Origin of the sequence: Phyllobacterium sp. 1468 (assembly GCF_031455525.1) — a bacterium.
In the GTDB taxonomy this organism is placed as follows: Bacteria; Pseudomonadota; Alphaproteobacteria; order Rhizobiales; family Rhizobiaceae; genus Phyllobacterium.
Map to the genome: position 1 here is coordinate 18,744 of NZ_JAVDSX010000007.1, position 22,750 is coordinate 41,493.

The 22,750-nt window shown below is 58.0% G+C and carries 18 protein-coding genes; 6 read left to right on the plus strand and 12 right to left on the minus strand.

The annotated features are described in order from the left end of the window. Positions 1 to 54: 54 nt before the first annotated feature. Together J2X72_RS18410 and J2X72_RS18415 are read left to right on the plus strand one after the other, a co-directional pair. Positions 55 to 1,074, plus strand: a complete 1,020-nt coding sequence (locus J2X72_RS18410) for an urea transporter (protein ID WP_310074640.1) — start codon at positions 55 to 57, stop codon at positions 1,072 to 1,074. A 103-nt stretch (positions 1,075 to 1,177) separates the two neighbouring features. Further along, the gene (locus tag J2X72_RS18415) at positions 1,178 to 2,623 is read left to right on the plus strand and encodes a GntP family permease (protein ID WP_310074293.1); all 1,446 of its coding nucleotides are present in this window, start codon (positions 1,178 to 1,180) and stop codon (positions 2,621 to 2,623) included. An 802-nt stretch (positions 2,624 to 3,425) separates the two neighbouring features. On the opposite strand, the gene J2X72_RS18420 is transcribed toward J2X72_RS18415, so the two are convergent. The 12 genes from J2X72_RS18420 to J2X72_RS18475 form a co-directional block, all read right to left on the minus strand. Continuing rightward, on the minus strand, positions 3,426 to 4,466 hold the full coding sequence (locus tag J2X72_RS18420) for an aldo/keto reductase (RefSeq protein WP_310074296.1): 1,041 nt from the start codon (positions 4,464 to 4,466) through the stop codon (positions 3,426 to 3,428). 175 nt (positions 4,467 to 4,641) lie between these two features. After that, entirely contained in the window at positions 4,642 to 5,070 is a 429-nt protein-coding gene (locus J2X72_RS18425; RefSeq protein ID WP_310074298.1) for a dihydrofolate reductase, read from the minus strand. A gap of 117 nt (positions 5,071 to 5,187) precedes the next feature. Continuing rightward, positions 5,188 to 5,379 (minus strand): DUF6494 family protein, encoded by a 192-nt coding sequence (locus J2X72_RS18430; RefSeq protein ID WP_310074300.1) that lies wholly within the window; start codon positions 5,377 to 5,379, stop codon positions 5,188 to 5,190. 226 nt (positions 5,380 to 5,605) lie between these two features. Continuing rightward, entirely contained in the window at positions 5,606 to 7,252 is a 1,647-nt protein-coding gene (locus J2X72_RS18435; protein WP_310074302.1) for an acetolactate synthase large subunit, read from the minus strand. 215 nt (positions 7,253 to 7,467) lie between these two features. Then, positions 7,468 to 9,225, minus strand: a complete 1,758-nt coding sequence (locus J2X72_RS18440; protein ID WP_310074304.1) for an MOSC and FAD-binding oxidoreductase domain-containing protein — start codon at positions 9,223 to 9,225, stop codon at positions 7,468 to 7,470. Positions 9,226 to 9,454: 229 nt separating this feature from the next. Then, complete coding sequence (locus J2X72_RS18445) at positions 9,455 to 12,541, minus strand: proton-conducting transporter membrane subunit (RefSeq protein WP_310074309.1); 3,087 nt, start codon at positions 12,539 to 12,541, stop codon at positions 9,455 to 9,457. Further along, entirely contained in the window at positions 12,535 to 12,903 is a 369-nt protein-coding gene (locus tag J2X72_RS18450; RefSeq protein ID WP_210004009.1) for a sodium:proton antiporter, read from the minus strand. Before J2X72_RS18450 ends, J2X72_RS18445 begins: the two co-directional genes overlap by 7 nt. Before the next feature lie 21 nt (positions 12,904 to 12,924). Beyond that, positions 12,925 to 13,623, minus strand: a complete 699-nt coding sequence (locus J2X72_RS18455; RefSeq protein ID WP_310074311.1) for a Na(+)/H(+) antiporter subunit B — start codon at positions 13,621 to 13,623, stop codon at positions 12,925 to 12,927. Next, on the minus strand, positions 13,620 to 13,964 hold the full coding sequence (mnhG, locus tag J2X72_RS18460; protein WP_310074642.1) for a monovalent cation/H(+) antiporter subunit G: 345 nt from the start codon (positions 13,962 to 13,964) through the stop codon (positions 13,620 to 13,622). The genes J2X72_RS18455 and mnhG overlap by 4 nt, the downstream gene beginning before the upstream one ends. Then, entirely contained in the window at positions 13,964 to 14,209 is a 246-nt protein-coding gene (locus J2X72_RS18465) for a hydrogenase subunit MbhD domain-containing protein (RefSeq protein ID WP_210004015.1), read from the minus strand. The genes mnhG and J2X72_RS18465 overlap by 1 nt, the downstream gene beginning before the upstream one ends. A gap of 4 nt (positions 14,210 to 14,213) precedes the next feature. Further along, complete coding sequence (locus tag J2X72_RS18470; protein WP_310074314.1) at positions 14,214 to 14,474, minus strand: monovalent cation/H+ antiporter complex subunit F; 261 nt, start codon at positions 14,472 to 14,474, stop codon at positions 14,214 to 14,216. Then, on the minus strand, positions 14,467 to 15,000 hold the full coding sequence (locus J2X72_RS18475; protein WP_310074317.1) for a Na+/H+ antiporter subunit E: 534 nt from the start codon (positions 14,998 to 15,000) through the stop codon (positions 14,467 to 14,469). Before J2X72_RS18475 ends, J2X72_RS18470 begins: the two co-directional genes overlap by 8 nt. A gap of 191 nt (positions 15,001 to 15,191) precedes the next feature. Between J2X72_RS18475 and J2X72_RS18480 the strand changes: the two genes are divergently transcribed. From J2X72_RS18480 to gltS, 4 genes are all read left to right on the plus strand, one after another. Beyond that, positions 15,192 to 17,006 carry a hypothetical protein gene (locus J2X72_RS18480; RefSeq protein ID WP_310074320.1) on the plus strand — a complete coding sequence of 605 codons (1,815 nt, stop codon included), beginning with the start codon at positions 15,192 to 15,194 and terminating at the stop codon, positions 17,004 to 17,006. A gap of 240 nt (positions 17,007 to 17,246) precedes the next feature. Continuing rightward, the gene (locus tag J2X72_RS18485) at positions 17,247 to 18,359 is read left to right on the plus strand and encodes an efflux RND transporter periplasmic adaptor subunit (RefSeq protein WP_310074323.1); all 1,113 of its coding nucleotides are present in this window, start codon (positions 17,247 to 17,249) and stop codon (positions 18,357 to 18,359) included. Continuing rightward, positions 18,356 to 21,448 carry an efflux RND transporter permease subunit gene (locus J2X72_RS18490; protein WP_310074325.1) on the plus strand — a complete coding sequence of 1,031 codons (3,093 nt, stop codon included), beginning with the start codon at positions 18,356 to 18,358 and terminating at the stop codon, positions 21,446 to 21,448. The genes J2X72_RS18485 and J2X72_RS18490 overlap by 4 nt, the downstream gene beginning before the upstream one ends. 13 nt (positions 21,449 to 21,461) lie before the next feature. Next, complete coding sequence (gene gltS / locus J2X72_RS18495) at positions 21,462 to 22,658, plus strand: sodium/glutamate symporter (RefSeq protein ID WP_310074328.1); 1,197 nt, start codon at positions 21,462 to 21,464, stop codon at positions 22,656 to 22,658. The last annotated feature ends 92 nt before the right edge of the window (positions 22,659 to 22,750 follow it).

The following is a 22,750-nucleotide window of genomic DNA, read 5'->3' on the forward strand; positions in this document are numbered from 1 at the left end:
AACATTGTGACCCAGAACCAGCTTCCGTTTCAGGATCGATATCGGGAGCATGCGATGCTCGGTTTTTTCGACTGGTGCCTGCGTGGCATCGGCCAGGTTGTGTTCCAGAACAACCCGCTATCGGGGCTGATCATCCTCCTGGCTCTCTTCTTCAATTCGGCAATCTACGGCACGATCTGCATTCTCGGCGTCGTCGTCGCGACGGCTACCGCCATTCTGCTCAAGGCCGACAAGGGCATGATCCGCGACGGCCTGTTCGGCTTCAACGGCGCGCTGGTCGCTTTGGCGCTGGTCGCTTTCACCAGCGCGGACTTTCGAACCGGTGCGGTGCCCTCGCCCTACATGACGGTCTACATTGTCTTCGCTGCCGCAATGACCACTGTCACCTTCTCTTCGATCGCCGCGCTGCTCGGCCCGCACAAGGTGGCCGCGCTGACCTCGCCTTTCGTGCTGATCGGTTGGCTGTTCCTCTTCGCCGTGCTGAAGTTCGACTCGATCCATGCCGGCCCGCTCGCCAAGCCGGTCTCGCCCGACCAGTACGCCACAGACGTCGCCTATTTGCTGCCGACCTGGTACCAGGGCATCGGTAACGCCATCGGCCAGATTTTCTTTCAGGACAACTGGATCACCGGCTACCTGATCGTCTTAGGCATCGCCATCAATTCGCGCATCTCGGCCGGCATGGGCCTTATTGGGGCGGCCGGAGCAGCGCTTGTTGCGGTCGTCTTCGGCGGACCGGAAGGCGCGATCCGCGACGGCCTGTTCGGCTATAACGCGGCGCTGACGGCGATCGCCCTCGGCGGCTTCTTCCTCGTCCTGACATGGCGAAGTTTCATCTACACGCTGTTCGGTATCGTCGTGACAACCTGGCTCTGGGCGTCGATCGCGATCTTTCTCTCGCCAATCGCGATGCCTGTCCTCACATCGGCCTTCGTTCTTGTGACTTGGCTCGCGCTGATCGGTGCCCCGGGTTTCAAGGCGCTGACGCTGGTGGAGCCGTCAGCTGCAACTACACCCGAGGATAATAAAAGGCGTTATCTGTTGGATTTTGAAGAAAGGACCAGTGGTTATTGACCGGGCGATGGAAGTCCCGGCGAAAAGTTCGGGCCATGAATTTCTATTTAGACTTACGCCGCCTTTTGCTGCTTGTTAAGTTCATTAAGAAGGAGATTGCGCCTTGGGGTTAATTGGAATTCTGGTCGCGCTAGCGTTGTTGATGTGGCTCGCATATCGCGGATGGAGCGTGCTGTTGGTCGCACCGCTTGCCGGGCTGGCAGCGGCGATCATCTCCGGTCAACCGATCTTAGCCAACTGGACGCAGACTTTCATGCCCGGTGCCGCCAACTTCGTGGCGCAGTGGTTCCCGATCTTTTTGTTGGGTGGCCTGTTTGGGAAACTCATGGACGACAGTGGCTCGATCGCTTCGATCGCCAATTTCCTGACCGAGCGCCTGGGGACACGAAGGACAATTCTTTCCGTCGTTCTGGCGTCGGCCATCGTGACCTATGGAGGTGTCAGCGTCTTCGTCGCGTTCTTTGTGCTTGTACCGATGGCGCAGCGCATGTTTGCGGCCGCCGATATTCCCCGGCGATTGATGCCAGCCACAATCGGCCTGGGTGCGTTCACCTTCACAATGTCGGCATTGCCGGGAACCCCCTCCATCAACAATGCTATCCCGATGCCTTTTTTTGGAACGACCACCTTCGCAGCCCCCGGAATCGGAATAATTTCATCGGTAATCACCTTGGTCTTCGGCCTCTGGTGGCTTGCCCGCGCGGAAGCAGCTGCGCGAGTTGCCGGCGAAGGCTTTGGGACGGCTGCCGAGGTTCCTGCCCCGATCGACGAAAAGCTCCGCGAGCAAGCTACGGCAGTCGGCGATTTCGATCCGGCCGAACTCGAACACGGCAAGCGTGTGAACGTTTATCCGCCTTTCGCATTGGCGGCCCTGCCACTTTGCGTCGTCATTGTCATGAATTTCTTGATGTCCCTTGTTGTGCTTCCACGGCTTGATTTCGCCTTTCTTTCGGAGCCTGCGTGGGGCGGGACCAGTTTTCAGGCGATTGGGGGCGTTTGGTCAGTAATCTTGGCGCTGTCCGCTGCCAACCTGGCGGTCATTCTGGTCAACTTTCGTCGAATGCCCGACATTCGCGCAAGCCTCGACGCAGGCGCCAATTCCGCAGCCTTGCCCATGCTCACGATCGCCAGCCTCGTTGGATTTGGCGCGATCATTGCTTCCCTGCCCGCCTTTGCAGATGTCCGTGATGCGGTGCTCGGCATTTCGGGCGGTCCGCTAATTTCATTGACAGTCTCGATGAATATGTTGGCTGCGTTGACGGGCACAGCCTCGGGCGGCATGGCGATCGCCTTGGATGCACTGGGCAAGCATTTTCTGGAGTTGGCAGCTACCTACAACATTGATCCGGCACTGATGCATCGCGTCACAACGATTAGTGCCGGCACACTGGATGCGTTACCACATAATGGTACCGTCCTGATGCTCCTTCAGATCAGCAAGCTGACGCACGCGGAGGCCTACAAGGATATGGTCATGACTGTAATCGTCGGGGTAATCATCTCGCTGATCGCGGTCTTGCTCCTCGGAACATTTGTTGGATCTTTCTAGCTCGTTTTTTATAGCATTTCTGGCAAATTTGGTCCGCCTGAAGCCAACACGACAGAGCAAAAGCTACCTCCGCGAACTGGACAATAATCTCGCCACCGCACCCGCGGACCAACGCATGGTTTCCGGTGGGTGAAACGGTGAAATTTCCAACAAGTTCGCAATTTCCCGAGGCGTCAGTTTCGGATTGTTCGATTTCAAGCTGGCAACGTAATCCGCAACCCTGATGGCAGGATCGCGCAGGTCTCGCTTGGGGCTGTACCTTTTCCTTAGTCGGTTCATTTCCGTCCGGTTTCTGATAGGAGACTGCGCTGGATGGTAGTTGAGTCGTCCGGCGGATCAAACATTTTGCGCCGCAACGGGGCGCGTTTTTGATAGATGGCAGTAAATCGGAACGATGAGCCAGAACGTGGACCGCCGACAGGCAAGTCCTTCCAGTGGAATAGGAGCAAGCCTCGGCGCCAGGCGTTGCAAATTGGCTCCAATTGAAAATGTTGCAAACTTCAATAAACTGCGCGCATGGCTCACTTGTTAAAAATATGGTGGTTCATTGTTATGGCGGTCGCGGTGGCCGCAAACCCACTGATAGCTCTTTACCTTGCCTCTATTGGCAATTGGGGCGCGGCAGCTCTGTTTGCAGTTTTGGGTGTCGGCGGCATAGTGGTGGCTCACAATTCGATGAAAGACAGATAGTGAGCGCTTAACACAAAACAGCCAGCTGGCCGGAGGACCGGACGCCTTGAGCCCCCTCAATAGAATGCGCTGCCACGGGCGATTACCGGCTTCCCTCTCGCTACCATTACGCTTATGCGGGAAGCGCAATGTTTAGGGGTGGCGCGTCATCTCTCAACAATCCCGCAGCTTTGAGTTCCGCCCATAGTGCGCTCGGCAGCTCTTTGCCAAGGATGGCTCTGTTTGCATTGACCTCCGAAATACTTTGCCCTCCGGGTATTACTGAGACGACAGCAGGGTGATGAAGGGGGAAATTCAGCGCAGCCTCAATCATTGCAACACCGTGCCTCTTACAGATGGCATCGATACGCTTCACGCGTTCGATGACGTCCAATGGCGCTGCTGAGTAGTTATATTGAGCGTCCGTGGTTGCTCCACGAGCGAGGATACCCGAGTTGTAAGGGCCGCCTAACACGATGCCGATACCACGTTCTTCGCACATGGGCAGGAAGGTCTCCAGTGCATCTTGTTCGAGCAATGTGTACCGGCCTGCCAGCAGGAAAAGATCGAAATCTCCCTGTTCAGCCAGAGCCTGACACATTTGCCATTCATTTAGTCCCCCGCCGATGGCCTTAACTACGCCCTGGTCCCTGAGCGACAGCATGGCACGGTAGCCGCCACGCATAAATTGATCGAGATAGGCCTGGCATGTCTCAAGCGTTCCGTGAGTGAAGATATCCAAATCGTGCGCAAGAAGAATGTCGAATCCATCGAGGCCCGTCCGCTCCAGAGATATCTCGAAAGAGCGCATGACTCCGTCATAGCTATAATCATAGATCTCACGACGATTGGGTGTATCAAAGAATTTGCCGATGCCCGTTCGCTGCTCCGGCTTGCAAGCTTGCAACAGCCTGCCGACCTTTGTGGAGATGATGAATTTGTCTCGAGGCTTGGTCGTCAAAAATCTGCCGACGCGACGTTCTGATAGGCCCAGTCCGTAAAGGGGCGCCGTATCGTAATAGCGCACCCCGCTCTGCCAGGCAGCGTCCAGAATGCCAAATGCGTCTTCTTCCGAGACCGTTTTGTAGAGATTGCCGAGGGGTGCAGATCCAAAGCCGAGTTTCGTGAAACCGAGCCCCCCATTGCCTATGCGATCCCAATGACGAATCTTCAACGCGCTGTCCCTCCAATACCGTATATCTTTGCACACAGGGAACGATGGCCGCAAAGGATAACCTGCGCCCGGAGTAGTATCACTAGCGCGATTGCTGCGGAGAGTTAAATGGCATTGTCACCAGACATACCTCGACAGTCTTGGCAACTCATCGCGTTCTTGTGAATCCCTACCTTCATGGGTCGCGGTGATCTCTGGGAACTTCGCCGCCCGTAAGCCATCTTGCATCGAACCAGCGGTCCGCCGGCCCGTCATAGGGTAGCCGCGTGACATCCCAGTGGCTGACGAAGCGTGCGTAGGCGTCCCAGACCGGTGGGCCGCCGCCGATGAAGACGACACGGCCAGCAAAGCGCCTGAGCGTGTCCGCGGGATCCATGCTGGAGCGAACGACGACAAGTTCCCGGTCCGCCCGCGCAAACTCCGGGACGCTCGCGATCGTCTTGGGGCCGGCGAGCAGGACGTGTCCTCGCGTGACTTCGAAAAACCGTGCAACGTCAGCGACGAACTCCGGCGACCGGTCGCCTTCCCATGGAAGACCACCTTTGAGGCCGAGTTGCCCCGCTTGGCCGATGGCACAGATAACCCTGACCACAGTCTTCTTCATGAGAACTCCATCCACAGCCGGTCTGAAGGATCTGTTGCAACGTTCTGGTTACCGCGGCATGGAGCGGCTTGCCTTCAGCTTCGTCCGCGTCGATCCGCTTGGTTATTTCGCCTTAGCTCACGGAAGTTCGATCTCTCCGTCCACCACGTGGATGAGGCCCGTGCCTTCTGCCGTCAGCGTCATGCGTACCTTCAGCTTCTTGCCGCTGATCTCGCTTTCGCGCACTGTCTCCTCGATCTTGCGCTGTGAGGTGACGCCGACTTCCTTCAGGAACTTGCGGATCGAAATGTTGAAGGCGTCTTGGCTCATGGCGGAAACTCCTCTGTTCGGGGAGATTGTAAAGGAAGGCGAGTTGTGAGGGAAGCAGGACGGTGATGAACCGCTAAGTAACGTGGTCGTTTTGTCCGATTGTGGGGCTGCAGGCCAGCCTGAGCACGATCCTGAAGAATGACCGCTGGTATCCGGGGCAGACGCGTTGCGGACGGTGATATCGTGTCGTGCATGTTCGTCACCTGATCTGCTGGCGAAGCTGGCTTCAGGCATCCAGAATGACGGGAAGCCGCTCACGCAGTTCCTTCACGAGAACCCGCTCATTTTCTGAATAGTCGACCGGCACATTGACCAGATGGACACCGCCGCCGGAGAATGCGTCTTCAAGAACTTGCTTGAACTGGCCGATGTCTTCGACCCTGGTGCCCTTTGCGCCATATGACTCGGCGTATTTTACAAAGTTCGGATTGCCGAACGTCATGCCAAAGTCCGGAAACTGGTCCACCGCCTGCTTCCAGCGGATCATTCCATAAGCATTATCCTCGATGACGAGCACAACCAGGTTGAGTTTGAGACGCACCGCGGTCTCGAGTTCCTGGGAATTCATCATGAATCCGCCATCGCCGCAGACAGCCATGACACGGCGCTGCGGGTACAGCATCGACGCAGCCAGAGCGGACGGTAGCCCTGCCCCCATCGATGCGAGAGCATTATCGAGCAGGAGCGTGTTGGCCATTCGCGTGCGGTAGTTCCGGGCAAACCAGATTTTGTACATACCGTTATCGAGCGCCAGGATACCGTCATAGGGCATGACCTCGCGGATATCGTGAACCAGACGCTGCGGCGTGAAGCGATCTTCCGTCGATCGCGCTCCGACGCGTTCGAGAATGCGCTCCCGCAGATGAAGGAGTGCCTCTGCATTCGGAAGTTTGCCCTCGATGCGATCAGCCAAAGCGCGCAATGACGGCCCTATGTCGCCTATAACCTCGGATTGCGGGAAATAGACCTGCTCAACGGTCGCCGGCTGATATCCGACATGAACGACGTGCGGACCATCCTTGCCCATGATGAACGGCGGCTTTTCAATCGTGTCGTGCCCGATCGTGATAATAAGGTCGGCCTGCTCGATGGCCTCGTGGACATAGTCGCGCTCTGAGAGCGCCGCGGTTCCCATGTAAAGTTCGGTCCCGCCAGCAACTGTACCCTTGCCCATTTGCGTCGTGAAGAATGGAATTCGGGTCCGCATCACAAACTGCGCAATATCGGATGTAGACCGGGGGCGTGAAGCTGCTGCCCCGAACATCAGAAGAGGCCGCTTGGCTGCAATGATAAGCGCGGCGGCACGGTCGAGTGCGGCATCATTTGCTGTCGGTAGTTCGAGCTGATGCGGCGCGATCAACGGCACTTCTTCGCATTCCTCTGCCGCAATGTCCTCGGGAAGTTCGAGATGTACCGGCCCAGGTCTTTCTTCTTGCGCTATCCGGAACGCCTCCCGAACCATCGTCGGGATCGTCAGTGGCGACGCAATCTGTCGGGCGAGCTTGGTCAGCGGCCTCATCGACGCGACGACATCGACCACTTGAAAGCGAGCCTGTCGCGAAGAAAGGATACCTTTCTGGCCGGTGATCATCACCATCGGCATTGCACCCAACAGTGCGTATGCAGCACCCGTCGACAGGTTCAGAGCGCCAGGCCCAAGTGTTGTCAGGCAGACACCGGGCTTTCCCGTCAGCCTGCCAAACGTTGCTGCCATGAACGCTGCAGCCTGCTCGTGCCGGGTAAGCACGAGTTCGATTGACGAATTGCGGATGGATTCGACGACATCGAGGTTTTCTTCGCCGGGAATACCGAAAATGCGCTCGACGCCCTCGTTTTCGAGCGCTGCAATGAGGAGATCGGATCCTTTGATCATGAGTGGTTACGCCTTATGTATGCCGGAAAAAATTCAAGGGTTAACATCGCAACTGTATCAGTAGGCCATCTCAAACCCCATCACCAAGAGTTTCGACGTACGACCTGATGTAAGGATAGACTAGCTCCTTCCTGCCCTTCTTCCGTCCGGCCTTGAGCCGGGGCACGGTGATATCCCAATCCGGCCGGCATTTCTTGCCGACGGATGGCATTTCCTTACAAATCAATGACGATATCACCCTTGGGTTGCGCACAGCAGATCAACATATTGCCATCTGCGGGCGCATCGATCGGGTCCGGACGGTAGGCAACCGCCCCCGCCACCAGCCCCGTCTCGCAAGTGTGGCAGACGCCCGTTCGACAAGACCATCGCACCGGGACATCGCAAGCTTCGGCCAGCTCCAGCAGGCTCTGGAACGTTGTATCCCACCGTACATTCAGCCCGGTCCTGGCGAAGGACACCAGCGCGCCCAAGCCGGCGACGCCCGGTGGCAAATGCGGTGCCGGCCTTGGCGTGGCAGCGACGCCGGGGGTAACGGACGGACCGGCGCCAAACATTTCGGTATGGATGCGATCCGGGGCGACGCCCAGGGCTGCAAGCCCCTCGGTTAGATCGCTCATGAAGCTCGAGGGGCCGCAGACATAGAAATCGCCATCAAGTGGCAGGCCGAGCAACCTGACTGCCTGCGCGTTCAAGTGGCCAGCCGCGTCGAAATCCACATCGAGCCGGTCGCCGGGATCAGGAGAACTGTAGCAAACGTAGCTGTGGTGATGGGCGAGCGCCTTTAACAAACCGCGCGTTTCCTCGACAAACCCGTGTTCGCGGCCGTTGCGGGTGCCATGCAGCCACCAGACTTCCCGGGGCGACGCTTCGGCTGCCAACGCATGGAGCATGGCGAGCACCGGCGTCACTCCAATCCCGGCACTCAACAACACAACCGGAGCTTCGCCCGGCGCCAGTGTAAAGCTGCCGCGTGCCGCGCTTGCCTCAACGATGTCGCCAACCTTTACCTCGTCGACGATATAGCCACTGGCAGCACCATGCTGCTCCCGCTTGACGCTGACACGATAAGAGATCGTGCTCGGTTCCCCTGACAGTGAATAGCTGCGCGTGAGCACTGGCGCAGACCCGGAGCCGAGCCGCAGCACTATAAACTGCCCTGGCAGTGCAGCAGAAACAGGTCGCCCGTCTGTGGGCTCGAGCACGAGAGACACGACATTGCCACTCTCGCGTACCTTGCGTGACACGTGAAACGGGCGGAAACCGCTCCATGCCGGCGGACCGGATAAAGCAGTAAGCCCCGCGTTCCCTTTTGTCGTACCGTCCTTCCCCTGCTGGGCGAGCAGCGCCTTGAAGGAATTTTGCCAGCCAAGGCTCAGCGCAGGAATGCGTAAGGCACGTTCGAGCTTGTCGCGCGGGTGATCGGGCATATACAACAGCCCATCGATTTCGCTGACGGTCATGCCACCGGGTCCCGACGCCACCTGCGTAATCTCGTCGCCAGCCTGCACATCGCCTTCTTCCAGCACACGGAGGTAGAAGCCGGGCCTGCCGTGTTTGACAACGAGCGCGGCCATCTCCGGCTCGTCCATGCGTATGCCGAGCCGGTAACAGGTAACGCGTGGTTGAGTCACTTCGAACAGACCGCCGCCGATCCTGTAGCGGTCGCCGATGCACACCTGGGCGTCGGGCAATCCCTCGACTGTGAAATTCTCACCGAACTGCCCATATACGAAATCATCTCGACCCAACTGGTCCTGCCAATACCGGTAAGATTCGATCTGGTAGACAAATACAGCACGGCGTTCGCCACCATGGCCGGCGAGATCGGCTTGACCATCGCCGTCTATATTGAGCCGCCGCACCATGCGCTTTCCTGTGACGGGTGTCTTCCAAACGGCCGTATTGACCATTTTGCCCTGCCACATGATGTTGCGCGGCAGGCCAACGTTGACCGAAAGCAAACGTCCCATGACACTTCTCCTTGCAATGATCAGCACAATTCAAGGGCCTTACGAACCCATGGAAGACGAGCCCCACCGTAGCGCGCCGAGTTGGCGCGGGAAAGGCAAAGGCTGTTGCGCTATCCGCAGCAATTATAGGCCTGGCCGTGCACATGGTCCTGTCGGTTTCAGCAGCATCAATCGCAACATCGATATGTCCCGCGGCCTCCTCAGCCAATCAACTCTGGCGATGGCATCACTACGAGCGAATAAGAGTTCCAGTCACGTAAATGGCAATGACGTACCATAGAACATAGAGGCAGTAGGTCTGGCCATCGCCCGTATAGGTCTTTCGAACCGAACCGGCGGCGCTCAGCGTCAAATCCGATATGCCGCGCCAGAATGCTATGGCGACAGGCCTCAACAGGCGCGAGAGAACGGGTTGGTAAAATGCGTAAAAGACCGTAACGCCGGTCGTCGGCGCGCGCCGATAACCGTAGATGTAACGCAGCCAGACAACGAAGAAGAGAGCCATTGCGATAGCGACGGTAATGGCCATGACGGGTATGGGATTCCAATATCCGTATATCGTTTCCAGCGACATCCCATCCCAAACCAACGTTGAGGCGAATGCAGGGTCGATAGCCGCGGATACGGGGTCCATGAATAGCTTCGGGAAGAATGTCAAAGTGAAGATGGCGACGATCAGGACATATTGCGGCACAAGAAGTGCGAGCGGCGCCTCCGCAATTGCGTTGAATCTAGCTTTCCGTTCTCCAAGAAAAACCGTGTAGGCCAGACGAAACATGTAGAGAAAGCCGCCGAAGGTCGCGAGAACGGCCAGTGCTGCGAGCCCGTACCAGCCCTTTTCCACCATGGCACTGAGAAGCAGCCACTTGCCACCGAACCCGGCGAGTGGCGGCAGGCCAGACATCGATATCAGGGCCGTGGCGACCGCAGCGAAGGTGAAGGGCATGTTGCGAACCAGGCCACCATTCTCTTCAAGCAGCCGTGTTCCGGTCCGCAGGATGACGCCGGCAACGGCAAGGAACAATATTCCCTTTACCATCAGGTGGTTGGCAACGAGATAGAATGCCGTGACCCAGCCAAGATGACTCATAAGCGCGATGGCGGTCACAATGTAGCCGAGTTGACTCATGCTCGAATAGGCAAGCATCCGCTTGATGTCGGTTTGCCGCAGCGCCATCGCCGCACCGAGCAATGTCGTCAACAGGCCGATCCAACCCATTACATGCGCCATGTCGAGGCCAATATCCGAGCGGATCGCGAGATAGGTGATCGAGAACAGGCCAAAAATCGCGACCTTGCTGACCACGGCCGACAACATTGCCGAGAGGTCATCATCAGCTTCCGCATAGGCGCCGGGGAGCCATATATGGACGCCCGCTGCCCCAGCCTTGATGAGAAAGCCCACGGCCAGCAATACAAATGCCGGCCAGGCATCCTTCCCTGCAGCCCCGAATGCAGAAAGGTCAATCGTTCCATTGACGGCGGCGGCCATGGCAAAGCCTGCGAGAAGACAAAAAGCCGACGCGATCGAGAACAACAGGAATGGCAACGCATGGGGATAGGCGCCGCGCGCATGCGCAATCAAGAAATAGGAAGAAAGGGTGATCATTTCCCAGCTGAAGAAGAATTCGAGGCTCGTCCTGGTCCGCAGGAGTGCGGCAATGGACAGGAGCAGCAACGCCATCAGCGGATAGTAGCCGGGCCGCGGGTCCGCGCGATAGAAGCTGGCCGACGCGATAACCAGCCCGCCTGAAAGGAGAAGCAGCGCGAACAGGCGACCGATACCTTCAACCGGACCGACGATCCAGATGCCCAGCACAAGGACCGTTATAAGCATGAGAAATGATTTGAGCCGCCCGGGAAGCCAGTCGAACAGGCACAGAAAGGCTGCGGCACCGAGCGGTGCGAATATCCATAGCGAGGCCGCTCCTGAAAGATTAGCCGCCACATAGCCCGAAACGCTGAGTAACACTGCACACAAACCAGCAGGCAGTAGATGCCCGGGCGGGACATCAATGGCGCCTTGTTCGACGGTATGGGTCACCTGCTTGAACCAGCGGAACATGTATGCGATCTCGAGCAGTGATCCGATCAGAATAACGGCGATCCACCCAAGGTGCCCGGCCGCTGCGACGCGAATGACGAGCTCCCATTTGGACCAGAAGCCCGGAAAAGGTGGCAGACCGGCAATGGCGATGAGCAGAATGGCGAAAATCAGCATTGTTAGCGGACGTCCGGCGAGTGCGGACCAGCCGTCGACCCGCGGACGATTGACAGCGCCTGCCAGGAAGAACAGGCCAGCCTTCGCCAAAAGGTGATTGACGAACAGCCCGCCAACGACGAGTGGCATTGACGCTTCGGCACCAAGTTGTCGCATCAGCGCAAGCGCCAGGGTGAGAAGGCCCATTTGCGCGATCGACGAATAGCCAAGCATGCGCTGAACGTTGGTCTGGCGCAGTCCGGCGAGATTGGAGAACAGGAACGTTATCCCGCCTGACACTGCAATAAGGGTAAGGTAATTTTCGAACAGCGGAAGCAGTTTGAAAAGTGCAAAAAATACGCCTGCCGACACCACCCCGGAAACGAGTGCTGCAACGCCGCTAGAGGCTGACTGATAGACATCCAGCCCCCAGCCGTTGGCCGGAAAGGGCTTGAGTTCGATGATGAGGCAGGACAATACAAGCACCAAAGCCGTTGTTCCGATCGGCCCGGCTATCAGCGCGCGGTTGACGATCATATCGTCAATGTTGAGTGTTCCGATGACGTGATAGAGCAAGGCAGAACCCAGCAGGAAAAAGGTCGAGGCAAGCACGGTCGCCAGGATGTACTTGAATCCGGCGGTGAGCGCTGCCGGCGTACCATCGAAGCCGAGAAGACCGTATGTCGCTATCGATGCAATTTCGAGGAATACAAAAAGGTTGAACAGATCCCTTGTCATCACCATCCCGTTGACGCCCATGATCAATAGGAGAAACAGCAATTGCGCCGCATAGTTTTGACGTAACCGATCCCAAAGATGCCAGGCGGCCAGCAGCGCAACAACGTTGACGCTGAAGGCACACACACCCTCCCAGGGCCCAACGCGGAGATTGATCGAATATGGCGGCGCACTGCCACCCGTGAAGCTCTCCAACACCGGCTGCCCGTGGTAAACCGCCCACAGGCAGACACCCGAAACGGCAGCTATACCGACGAGCGCAAGGACAAAGATCATCGCCGGCAACGGTTTGGCGATGCGATACAACAGCGGTATGAGAAAGCTGCCTCCAAGGCCGAACAGAAAGATGTTCAACGGATGCGTGAGGGCTTCTACCATTTCGACTCCGTGAAGGCGCCGATGTCGAGCGTCTTCCTGGCATCGTAAAGGCGTATTGCGAATGACAGCATGATCGCGGTTACGGAAAAGCCGATGACGATGGCCGTGACGACCAGCGCCGAAGGGATGGGATCGACGGCGTTCGTCGCGCCGTCGGCCTTATCCATTGCAGCGTCGATGATTGGCGCGGTTCCGCCAGTGACGTAGCCCGTTGCCACCATGACAACGTGGATGCCGGTGTCGATCAGCGAAAAACCGATAATGATGCGCAGAATGTTGCGATGGACGAGAATTCCCGCAAGGCCGATCAGAATCAGGCAGAATCCCGTGACCAGCAATATCTGCGAAATCGGTAGACCCATCAATCCACCTCGCCTGCCATATTAGTGCCGGAACCGGTCGATGACGACACTGAGCTCGGCTCCAACCTTGATGCCGAGCAAGGCCGATATCACGGGAATTGCCCCAGCACTCAACAGCGTTCCAAATGTACCGAGTGGCAGAATGTGGCTATCAAGAAAACCGTCGGCAAAAACAATACCGAGAATTCCGATCGATACGTAAAGCACACCGGCGAGCGATTCCGTCACACTCAGGAAACCGTGGTTCAATTCGGTTGGAGAGCTCGCCAGCATCAGCAGCATGGTCCCGGACGCCACCACCGCACCACCCTGAAACCCGCCACCGGCCGAAAGATGCCCGTTCATGATGACATAAGCGCCGAACAGGAAGATAAGCGGCAATATGACCTCGGCGCCGGTACGGACCAGTTCGCTCGGCTGCCTCTCGTCGAACCTTGTCGCGTTGGTGCCCTGCGCGTTTTCGCCCGACTTGCTGGCAAGGAGCACGCCAACGCTCGCGGCCACCATGAAAAGCACAGCCACCTCCCCCAGCGTGTCGAAGCCGCGATAGGTGATGAGTATCCCCGTTACAACATTCGGCGCACCGAGTTCGCGCGGAACCTGCGTGAGATAGTATTCGGCAAGCGGCGATCTCGTCTTGCGTTCGCTATACCCCCCGACCACGCCAAGGAAGATTGCACCGAACATCAGCACCGCGATGATGGCAAATACGCGTTTCATCCTGCACCGCCCTCCTCCCTGCCTGCATTCTCCGCGTCGCGCAATGCATCGGTTATGGTGGAGGCAGCCATGGGCGTTCCGATTGCGTGGGCGGCACGCGACAGGGCATGCGATGACAATGGATTGGTCATCAGCACGAAATAGGCGACGATAAGCAGCTTGGCGCTCCAATCGGGGTGACAGATGCCCAATCCGACCAGTACCAGAATGTTGCCCAGGGTCGACGCCTTGGTGCCCGCCTGGATGCGGGTAAAGGCATCCGGCATGCGCAGGAGTCCGAGCCCGGCCGAAAAAAGAAAGAAAGCACCCACCAGGATAACCAGGCTGCCGATCAGTTCCATCACGGCTCCCTTCCGCTGCCGGTCCTTCGCATCGTGTAGAGGAAGATCAGCGTTGCCAGTCCCGAGCCTATCGCCGCCTCTGCCATCGCGACGTCAGGTGCAGCCAGCAGAACATAGGATACCGCTGCGAAGAGGCTCGCGAGGCCGGCGCTGATCATCGCTGCCAGCATATTGCCGAGACACACCGCCAGCACACCACTCACCAGAATGCCGGCACAAACCAGAATGACGAGGAGTTCCAACATGGCGTTAAGATCTCCGTTCGAGAAAGCGCGCAATAGCAAGCACGGCCAGGAAGCTCAGCAACCCATAGACCAGCGCAACATCGATGTAGACGAAACGACCGGATAGATGGGCGTAGAGCGCTATGAGCGAAATTGAGATCACCGTGAGCATGTCGATCGCAACGATTCTGTCGACGATGGTCCTGCCGATGATCAGCCGAAGCACACCGCAGGCGATGCCCATAAAAATCAATGCGCCGGCTATCTGCAGGATAATGTCAGCCAAAGACTTCTCCCAAGTGTTTCTCGAATGGCCCTGCGATCATTTCGGTCGCAATCTCGGGATCGACTGTTTTGACGTCGAGCCAGTGAACAAACAGCGCATCGTCCTCTATAGCCATGACGAGTGAGCCCGGCGTCAGTGCGATCGAATTGGCAAGGGCCAGTCTTCCAATCGGCGATTTGAGCCGGATATCGATCCTGACGATACCGGGGTGAATGTCGATGCGGGGAGAATAGACGTATCGCAGCATGTTCAGGTTGGCCTTGACCAACTCAAAAAAGAAGACGCCCGTATAGGCGATGAAATGGAGGACGCTTCGCGGTGTCAGCAGGACGTTCCACCATGTGCCGCTGCGGCGCATGAAAATCCAGTCGATAACCACCGCAATCACCGAGCCGGTTACCACGATGGGAAGAGCGAGACTGGAATTCAGGATCAGCCAAAGCGAAAACAACAGCAGCCAGAGATTGATCGAGCCGAGCGCCGATCGCGAAACCCCGCTGTCAGCGGTCTGACGGTCTGATGGCATTTGAAGCGGCCTTTGTAGACAATCGAGATGATCCATCCGACTGGCGGGAGCGGTCTCTATATAACCGGTTCTACTATAAGCTAAAGTTCTGCAAAAATGCTTCCAATTTGTTGACTATCCTTGGTTTTTATTTGGCTGAAGGGTCCTTTTTGTTTCGACGAATGGTATCTAAAGCAAAGATTTGGGACTCAATGCCAATCACAGTGCTTCTGTGGGAAGTTAAAGTATTTGAATGGCCGTACAATGGGCCATGCGACCAGGGAAATGACATCATTGCGCTTATGGATGAAAAGCCTCCGAAAGCTGAACCTGAAATCTCCGTTGGCACCAGCCTCGCTGGCTTCCAACCGCTCAGTGCCGCTGAAGCCAAGGTCGTCGCGCATCTAAGTTTGGGAGATTTTGACAGGCTTGGAGATGGCTTGCGCCCCGAGCAGGAGGATTCGGCGCGGACCGTGCGCGCGACGCTATTGCGCTTCCTCATCCTCGGGAATAGCGAATATCATTTGCACGAGAAGGGACTGAGGCTTAGCGGCGCATGGGTGTCCGGTATTCTCGACCTCGAAGGTTGCCGGATTCCACGCGACATCGGTCTCAAGGACTGCCACTTCGAAGCTTCGCCGATCCTGCGTTCGGCCATTATCGACAACCTCTTTCTGGACGGTTCGGCGATGCCTGGCCTGCAGGCTGATCGTCTCGAAGCGCGTGGGGGTCTATCCTTCCGCGGCGCGACTATCACTGGAGAAATTCGTCTCTCCGGGGCACGCATTGGTGGTAACATCGAGATCGACGGTGCATCCATCGTCTCGCCCACCGGCATTGTCCTCGACGCCGGCAGTTTGGAGGTTCGCGGTGGGATCCTGTTGCGCGGCGCAGACGTCCGCGGGGGCATTAATTTTTCTGGCGTCCGACTTGGCGGTGACCTCAACGCCGTCGGCGCAAAGATCGAGCGTCCCGGCGAAGTCGCCCTGAACGGGGATGCTATTGTCGCGGGCGGTGACCTCGCCATGCGAGGGGCAACCATCATTGGCGAGACCCGCCTATTGGGCGCCCGCTTTGGTGGAGACATCGATTATACATCTGCGACGCTATCGCAGCCTGGCGGCTACGCATTGAGGCTCAACCGTGCGATCGTCGATGGTGCATTCTTCCTGCGACAGGGTGCTTCGGTTGAAGGCACGCTCGACCTGACGGCCACGCAGATCGGCGCGATCGATGACGAACAGGCAAGCTGGCCAAAGACGGGTGATTTGCTCCTGAACCGTTGCCAGTACGGCGCGTTCATCGGCGGGCCCGTCGACGCGGCAAGCAGGCTCGATTGGCTATCGCGTCAGACGCCTGAACGATGGAGCTCGGATTTCTGGCCGCAACCCTACGAGCAGCTTTCCACCGTGCTGTGGGAAATGGGTCACGACGAAGATGCCCGCGCCGTCCTGATCACCAAGGAAAGGCTGCAGCGGCGCGCACGGCGGGCGCGCGCGAAGAACCCGGCACTGCGCCTCGCTCTTGCCACCACGGATGCCATATTGGCCGTAACCCTTCGCTATGGCCGCCAGCCTCTGCTCGCGCTGTTGTGGCTTATCCTGTTTTGGGCGGTCGGTATCGGCGTGTTCGCATTTGCCCAGAAAAATGGTGCCATCAAGCCGAACAGCCCGGTCATCCTCCGTTCACTTGAATGGACCATGTGCGGTCTCCAGCAAACCGATAGCCGCTACATGCCGTCGAGCGGCCAGACTTTCGCTGGACGTGCAGCGACGGGAGAGAATCAGCTTTCCTGCTTCCTCAACCAGCCGGAAGCAGCTAGCTACCCGGAGTTCAACCCGCTCATGTATTCATTGGATGTCCTGTTACCGGTGCTGTCGATCGGCCAGAAGGAATACTGGCGGCCGGATCCCACAAAACCCCATGGCCAATTCATCCTGAAATACTATTTCTTCCAGTCGGTTGTTGGCTGGGCCTTGAGCCTGCTTGCAGTCGCCGGCTTCTCCGGGCTGGTCAAATCGAAGTAAGTCGGCGCAACAGCAGGAGCAATCGCTTCGCCCGCAGTTCAAAACGGCGATATCAAGGGATCTCAGCATTAACAGCCCGTGTATGCCGCCGCGGGCTACTGCTTGTTCCCGCTGGAATTGGGATTCCCGGCGCCCATTTGGGATTTCTGACCAATCACAAACCAATGACAGACGTTATAGTCGAAGTGCCTCTCAGATAAGCTTTATTCCATTTAATTGAGCTTCCCGGAGTCCATGAGGATGCTGATTTCAATCGATAGGTCGATGCGAAGGCTGCGTGCGTTTGGCGCGGTGTTCGGCTTTTTCATGGGAGCCACGATGCTTGCCGGATGCCGGGAGGAGACTAAGGAACCCGCCCCGCTCATCCGCCCTGTGCGGACCATTACGGTCGAGCACAGCAAGCTTGGCGACAGCGTCAGCCTCACCGGCCATGTCGAGGCTGAGAACCAGATTTCCTTCGCGTTTCGGCTTGGCGGGCGTGTGATCGAACGCTTGGTCAACGTTGGCGATCAGGTCGAGCCAGGGCAAATCCTTGCAAAACTCGACCCCCAGAATGAGATCAGCGCACTCCGCACCGCACAGGCCAATCTGGTTGCTGCCGAAGGGCAGCTAGTCAAGACGCGCAACGCGTTTGGAAGACAAGAAACGCTGTTGCGGCAGGGCTTTACGACGCGCGCCCAATTTGATGCCGCGCAACAGGCCATGCGGGCGTCGCAGTCCCAGGTCGACAGTTCGCAAGCCCAGTTGGACAATGCCGAGGATCGCGTGGGCTTCACGGAATTGCATGCCGATGCCGCCGGCAGCGTCACCGCCGTTGGTGCCGAACCGGGCGAAGTTGTTCAGGCGGGGCAAATGGTCCTGCAGGTCGCCCGGCAGAACGGCCGCGACGCCATTTTCGATGTACCGGCACAGCTGCTGCGGCAGGCTCCGGAGGCGGCTGTCATAGAAATCGCCCTGACCGACGATCCTGCGGTCAAAGCCGAAGGTCGGGTTCGCGAGGTGGCACCCCAAGCCGATCCGGCTACAAGGACGTTCCGGGTGCGCGTCGGCCTGAGCGATACGCCGGAGGCAATGCGACTCGGGTCGACAGTCACTGGACGCGTGACGCTCGCTTCGTCGCCGGAGATCGCAATACCCGCCACCGCATTGACCAACTTCAACCGGCAGCCTGCGGTCTGGATCGTGGATCAGGACAAAAAAACCGTATCGACACGCAACGTCGAAGTGCTTCGCTTTGACCCGGCGACGGTCATCATTGCCCAGGGCCTCAACGCCGGCGAGGTCGTCGTGACCGCCGGCGTTCAGGCCCTGCATGATGGCCAGGAAGTTCGATTGCTTGGGTCAACACAATGAACGGCTTCAATCTGTCAGCATGGGCGCTGAACAGCCGCTCGCTCGTGATCTATGCGATGATTGCGGTCGTCGTGGCCGGTGCGGCCGCCTTCATCAATCTCGGTCGCAACGAGGATCCGGCGTTTACCATCAAGACGATGGTCGTCAGGGCTGCCTGGCCCGGCGCGACCCTGGATGACACGCTGAAACAGGTTACCGAACGTCTGGAACGCAAGCTTCAGGAAATACCTGAAGTGGATTTTCTGCGCAGTTTTACCAATGCTGGCGTAACAACCATCTTCGTCAACCTCAAGGATGCAACGACGTCGGCGGAAGTGCCTGACGTCTGGTATGAGGTCCGCAAGAGCATCGGGGATATTCGCCCGACATTACCAGCGGGCATTGTCGGGCCCGGCTTCGACGACGATTTCGGCGACACGTTCGGCATCATATACGGCTTTACCGCGGACGGTTTCACCCAGCGCGAACTTGCTGACTATGTTGATAACGCCCGCTCGCACTTGCTGCATGTGCCTGATGTTTCCAAAATCGACGTGCTTGGAGCTCAGCCGGAGAGAATATTCATCGAATTCTCCACGCAACAGCTCGCCGGTCTCGGCATCGACAGGGCGGCCGTGATCACAGCGCTCCAGGCACAGAATGTGGTCAGCCCTTCGGGTACCGTGCGCACTTCGGACGAAAGACTGACGCTGCGCGTGAGCGGAGCTTTCGATTCCGAAGAGGATCTCCAAAATCTCAACTTTGTTGCAAATGGCAGGCTCGTCCGGCTGCGCGACATCGCCGAAATCCACCGGGCCTACGCAGATCCGCCGCAACCGATGTTTCGGGTGAATGGTAAACCCGCCATGGGCCTTGCGATTTCCATGCGAGAGGGTGGCGATATTCTGGCACTGGGCCGCAACATCACGGCGGCGATGCAGGATATCATTGCGGATCTGCCGATCGGCATCGACACGACGCTCGTCGCCAATCAGCCGCAGGTCGTCGATGATGCTATCGGCGAATTCACCACGTCGCTCTGGCAAGCAATCCTCATCATTATGGCCGTCAGCTTCATCAGCCTCGGTATCCGTGCGGGCACTGTTGTTGCTCTTGCCATTCCACTGTCTCTGGCGATGGTGTTCGCGGTCATGCAGATTTTCGGGATAGATCTGCAGCGTGTGTCACTGGGTGCCCTGATCATCGCGCTCAGCCTCCTGGTGGACGACGCGATGACAACGGTGGATTCCATGACGACGCGGCTCGCGCTCGGCGACGAAAAGGAGGAGGCGGCGAGTTTTACGTTCCGGACTCTGGCGGCCGCCATGTTGACCGGCACCCTCGTCACCGCAACGGGTTTCGTTCCAATCGGATTTGCACGGAGTTCCGCAGGCGAATACACATTCTCGATCTTCGCGGTTGTCAGTATCGCCCTTGTCGTTTCCTGGCTCGGGGCGGTGATTTTCTCGCCCCTCCTCGGTGTAGCGCTGCTCAAGAAGCCCGACAGGACTGAGCCTGGAAAACCGTCGATCGTTCTTCGCTTCTTCCGCAGCCTGCTGCTTGGGGCGTTGCGTATGCGTTGGCTGACAATCGGCCTGACGCTCGCATGTTTCGTGCTGGCGCTGCTCGCGCTTCCATCCGTGCCACGCCAATTCTTCCCGTCCTCGGATCGGCCCGAGCTGCTCGTCGATATAAGGCTGCCGCAAAATGCATCGATCGCAGCAAGTGAGAAAGCCTCCGACCAGCTCGACGCGCTTCTGAAGGACGATCCCGATGTTGCCCATTGGAGTACAAATGTCGGGCGCGGAGCCATACGTTTCTATTTGCCGCTCAACGTCGAACTGCCCAATGAGTTCTTCTCGCAAGCAGTTGTCGTGGCAAAGGATGTTCCTGGCCGCGAGAGGCTGCGAGCGCGCCTGGAAGAGGAACTGGCGGAAAAGGTTCCGAGTGCCATTTCGCGGGTCTCGCTGCTCGAACTGGGGCCACCGGTTGGCTGGCCCGTGCAGTACCGCGTCAGTGGCCCCGATCCGCACGAGGTCCGGGCTATCGCCCAGCGCCTGGCGCAGATGCTGGGTGGCAATTCGCAGCTGAAGCGCATCAATTTCGACTGGATCGAACCGGCACGCACCATACGGGTTCACATTGATCAGGATCAGGCGCGCTTGTTGGGCCTGAGTTCCCAGGCACTGGCCACCGCCCTCAACACTGTGGTGTCCGGAACCGCCGTCACCCAAGTGCGCGATGATATCTACCTGATCGATGTCGTCGTCCGATCGACCGATGAACAGCGCGTATCACTCGACAATCTGCGCACACTGCAGTTCCCGCTCGCCAATGGCCGGACCGTCCCGCTCAGCCAGTTTGCCACATTCGAGGTCGATCAGGAATTTCCGGTGATCTGGCGCCGCGACCGCGTTCCAACGCTCACCGTACAAGCGGACGTCACAGCCGGGTCGTCGCCGGAAGCCATCGTTCAGCAACTCGAACCGGAGATCGCGAAGCTCAACGCAAGCCTGACCGGTCCGTATCGGATCGTGACGGGCGGAACGGTTGAGGAAAGCGCCAAATCCCAGGCCTCGGTCATCGCCGTTGTCCCGATCATGCTGTTCCTGATGATCACTATTCTCATGATCCAGCTGAAGAGTTTCAGCCGCCTGTTTCTGGTGCTGAGCGTTGTCCCGATGGGACTCATCGGTGTTGTCGGTTCGCTCTTCATCTTCAACAGGCCTTTGGGCTTCGTCGCCATTCTCGGTATTTTATCGCTGCTCGGACTGATCGCGAAGAACGCCGTGATCCTGATCGAACAGATCGAGACAGAGCGGCGCAAAGGGACTGAGGTATGGAACGCAGTGATCGATGCCACGGTATCACGGTTCCGTCCCATCATGTTGACCGCCATTTCGACTGTTCTCGGCATGATACCGATAGCATGGACCATTTTCTGGGGACCAATGGCGATCGCGATCATGGGCGGCCTACTGGTTGCAACGGTGCTGACCTTGATCTTCCTGCCTGCCCTCTATGTCGCCTCATTCCGAGTCAAGGAACCGAACAGCAGTGCAGTCGCCATGCGGCCCGTTGTCACACAATCCGGCATAGGGTCCAGATGAGGTTCCATCGCCAGTGACAAATATCGAATTTCCAGGTTTTGTCAGTCTGACGATAGCGATCGTCGTTTTCTTCATCGGCGCTGGACTGAACGGCCGGATCGCGGCGCTACGGCAGTGGAACATTCCGGAAGCCGTGACCGGCGGTTTGCTCGCAGCGCTGACAACCCTTCTCGCTTATCGTGTTTTGGGGATAGCGATTTCGTTTGACCTCGCGGCGCGCGACTTGTTGCTCCTCTACTTTTTTACCGGCATCGGCCTCAACGCTCGCCTCGCCGATCTGATCGCCGGTGGCAAGCCGCTGCTGATCCTGCTTGGGCTGACGTTGATCTATCTCGTCATCCAGAATCTTATCGCCGCGGGTAGCACCGCCGCCCTCGGAATGCCCGAAGGCATGACCGTTCTTGTCGGCTCAGCGTCCTTGATCGGCGGACACGGCACGACGATTGCGTGGGCCCCGATTCTTGCCGAGCGTTTCGGCCTCACCAATGCGATGGAGATTGGCGTGGCGGCGGCAACTCTAGGTCTTGTCATTGCAAGTCTGGTCGGCGGGCCCGTTGCGGGCCTCTTGATTGCGCGCTACCAGCTTAAAGGTCCTGACGCGGCACCTTCGATTGGATTAGGGGACGCGGACGTCATAGAGGACGACCTCAACCATATCACCCTGCTGCGCACCATCCTCGTCCTCAACGTTGCGGTCCTTATCGGCTACACGGTCGATGAGCTATTGGCTGACCTCGGATTTCGTCTGCCCCTCTTCGTTGCCTGCCTCCTGTCTGCCATCGTCTTGACGAATGTCGTTCCGCGAATCATGCCGAGCCTGTTCTGGCCGACGCGGACGCGCGCGTTGGCTCTTGTCTCCGACCTTTCGCTAAGCATCTTTCTTGCGATGTCGCTGATGAGCATGCAACTCTGGACTCTCGGAGGGCTTGGGCCGTCGCTGCTTCTGATCCTCGCGCTCCAGACGGTTGCAGCGGTGGCCTACATACTCTTCGTCGTATTCCCACTGATGGGTCGCAACTATGACGCCGCGGTGATTGCCGGCGGCTTCAGTGGCATAACCCTTGGAGCCACGCCGACTGCCATCGCCAATATGACTGCCATTACCAAACTGCACGGGGCGGCACCGATGGCCTTCATTATCCTGCCACTGGTGTCAGCTTTTTTCATCGATATCGCAAATGCGTTCGCGATCGGTTTTCTTGTCAATTGAGCAAGGTCGTCGCCAGCGGCTGATCCGCACATGTCCCGGGTGCCAGAGTATTCATTGGCGTGCTCATTCTCGTCGCGTTCATCGCAACTTGT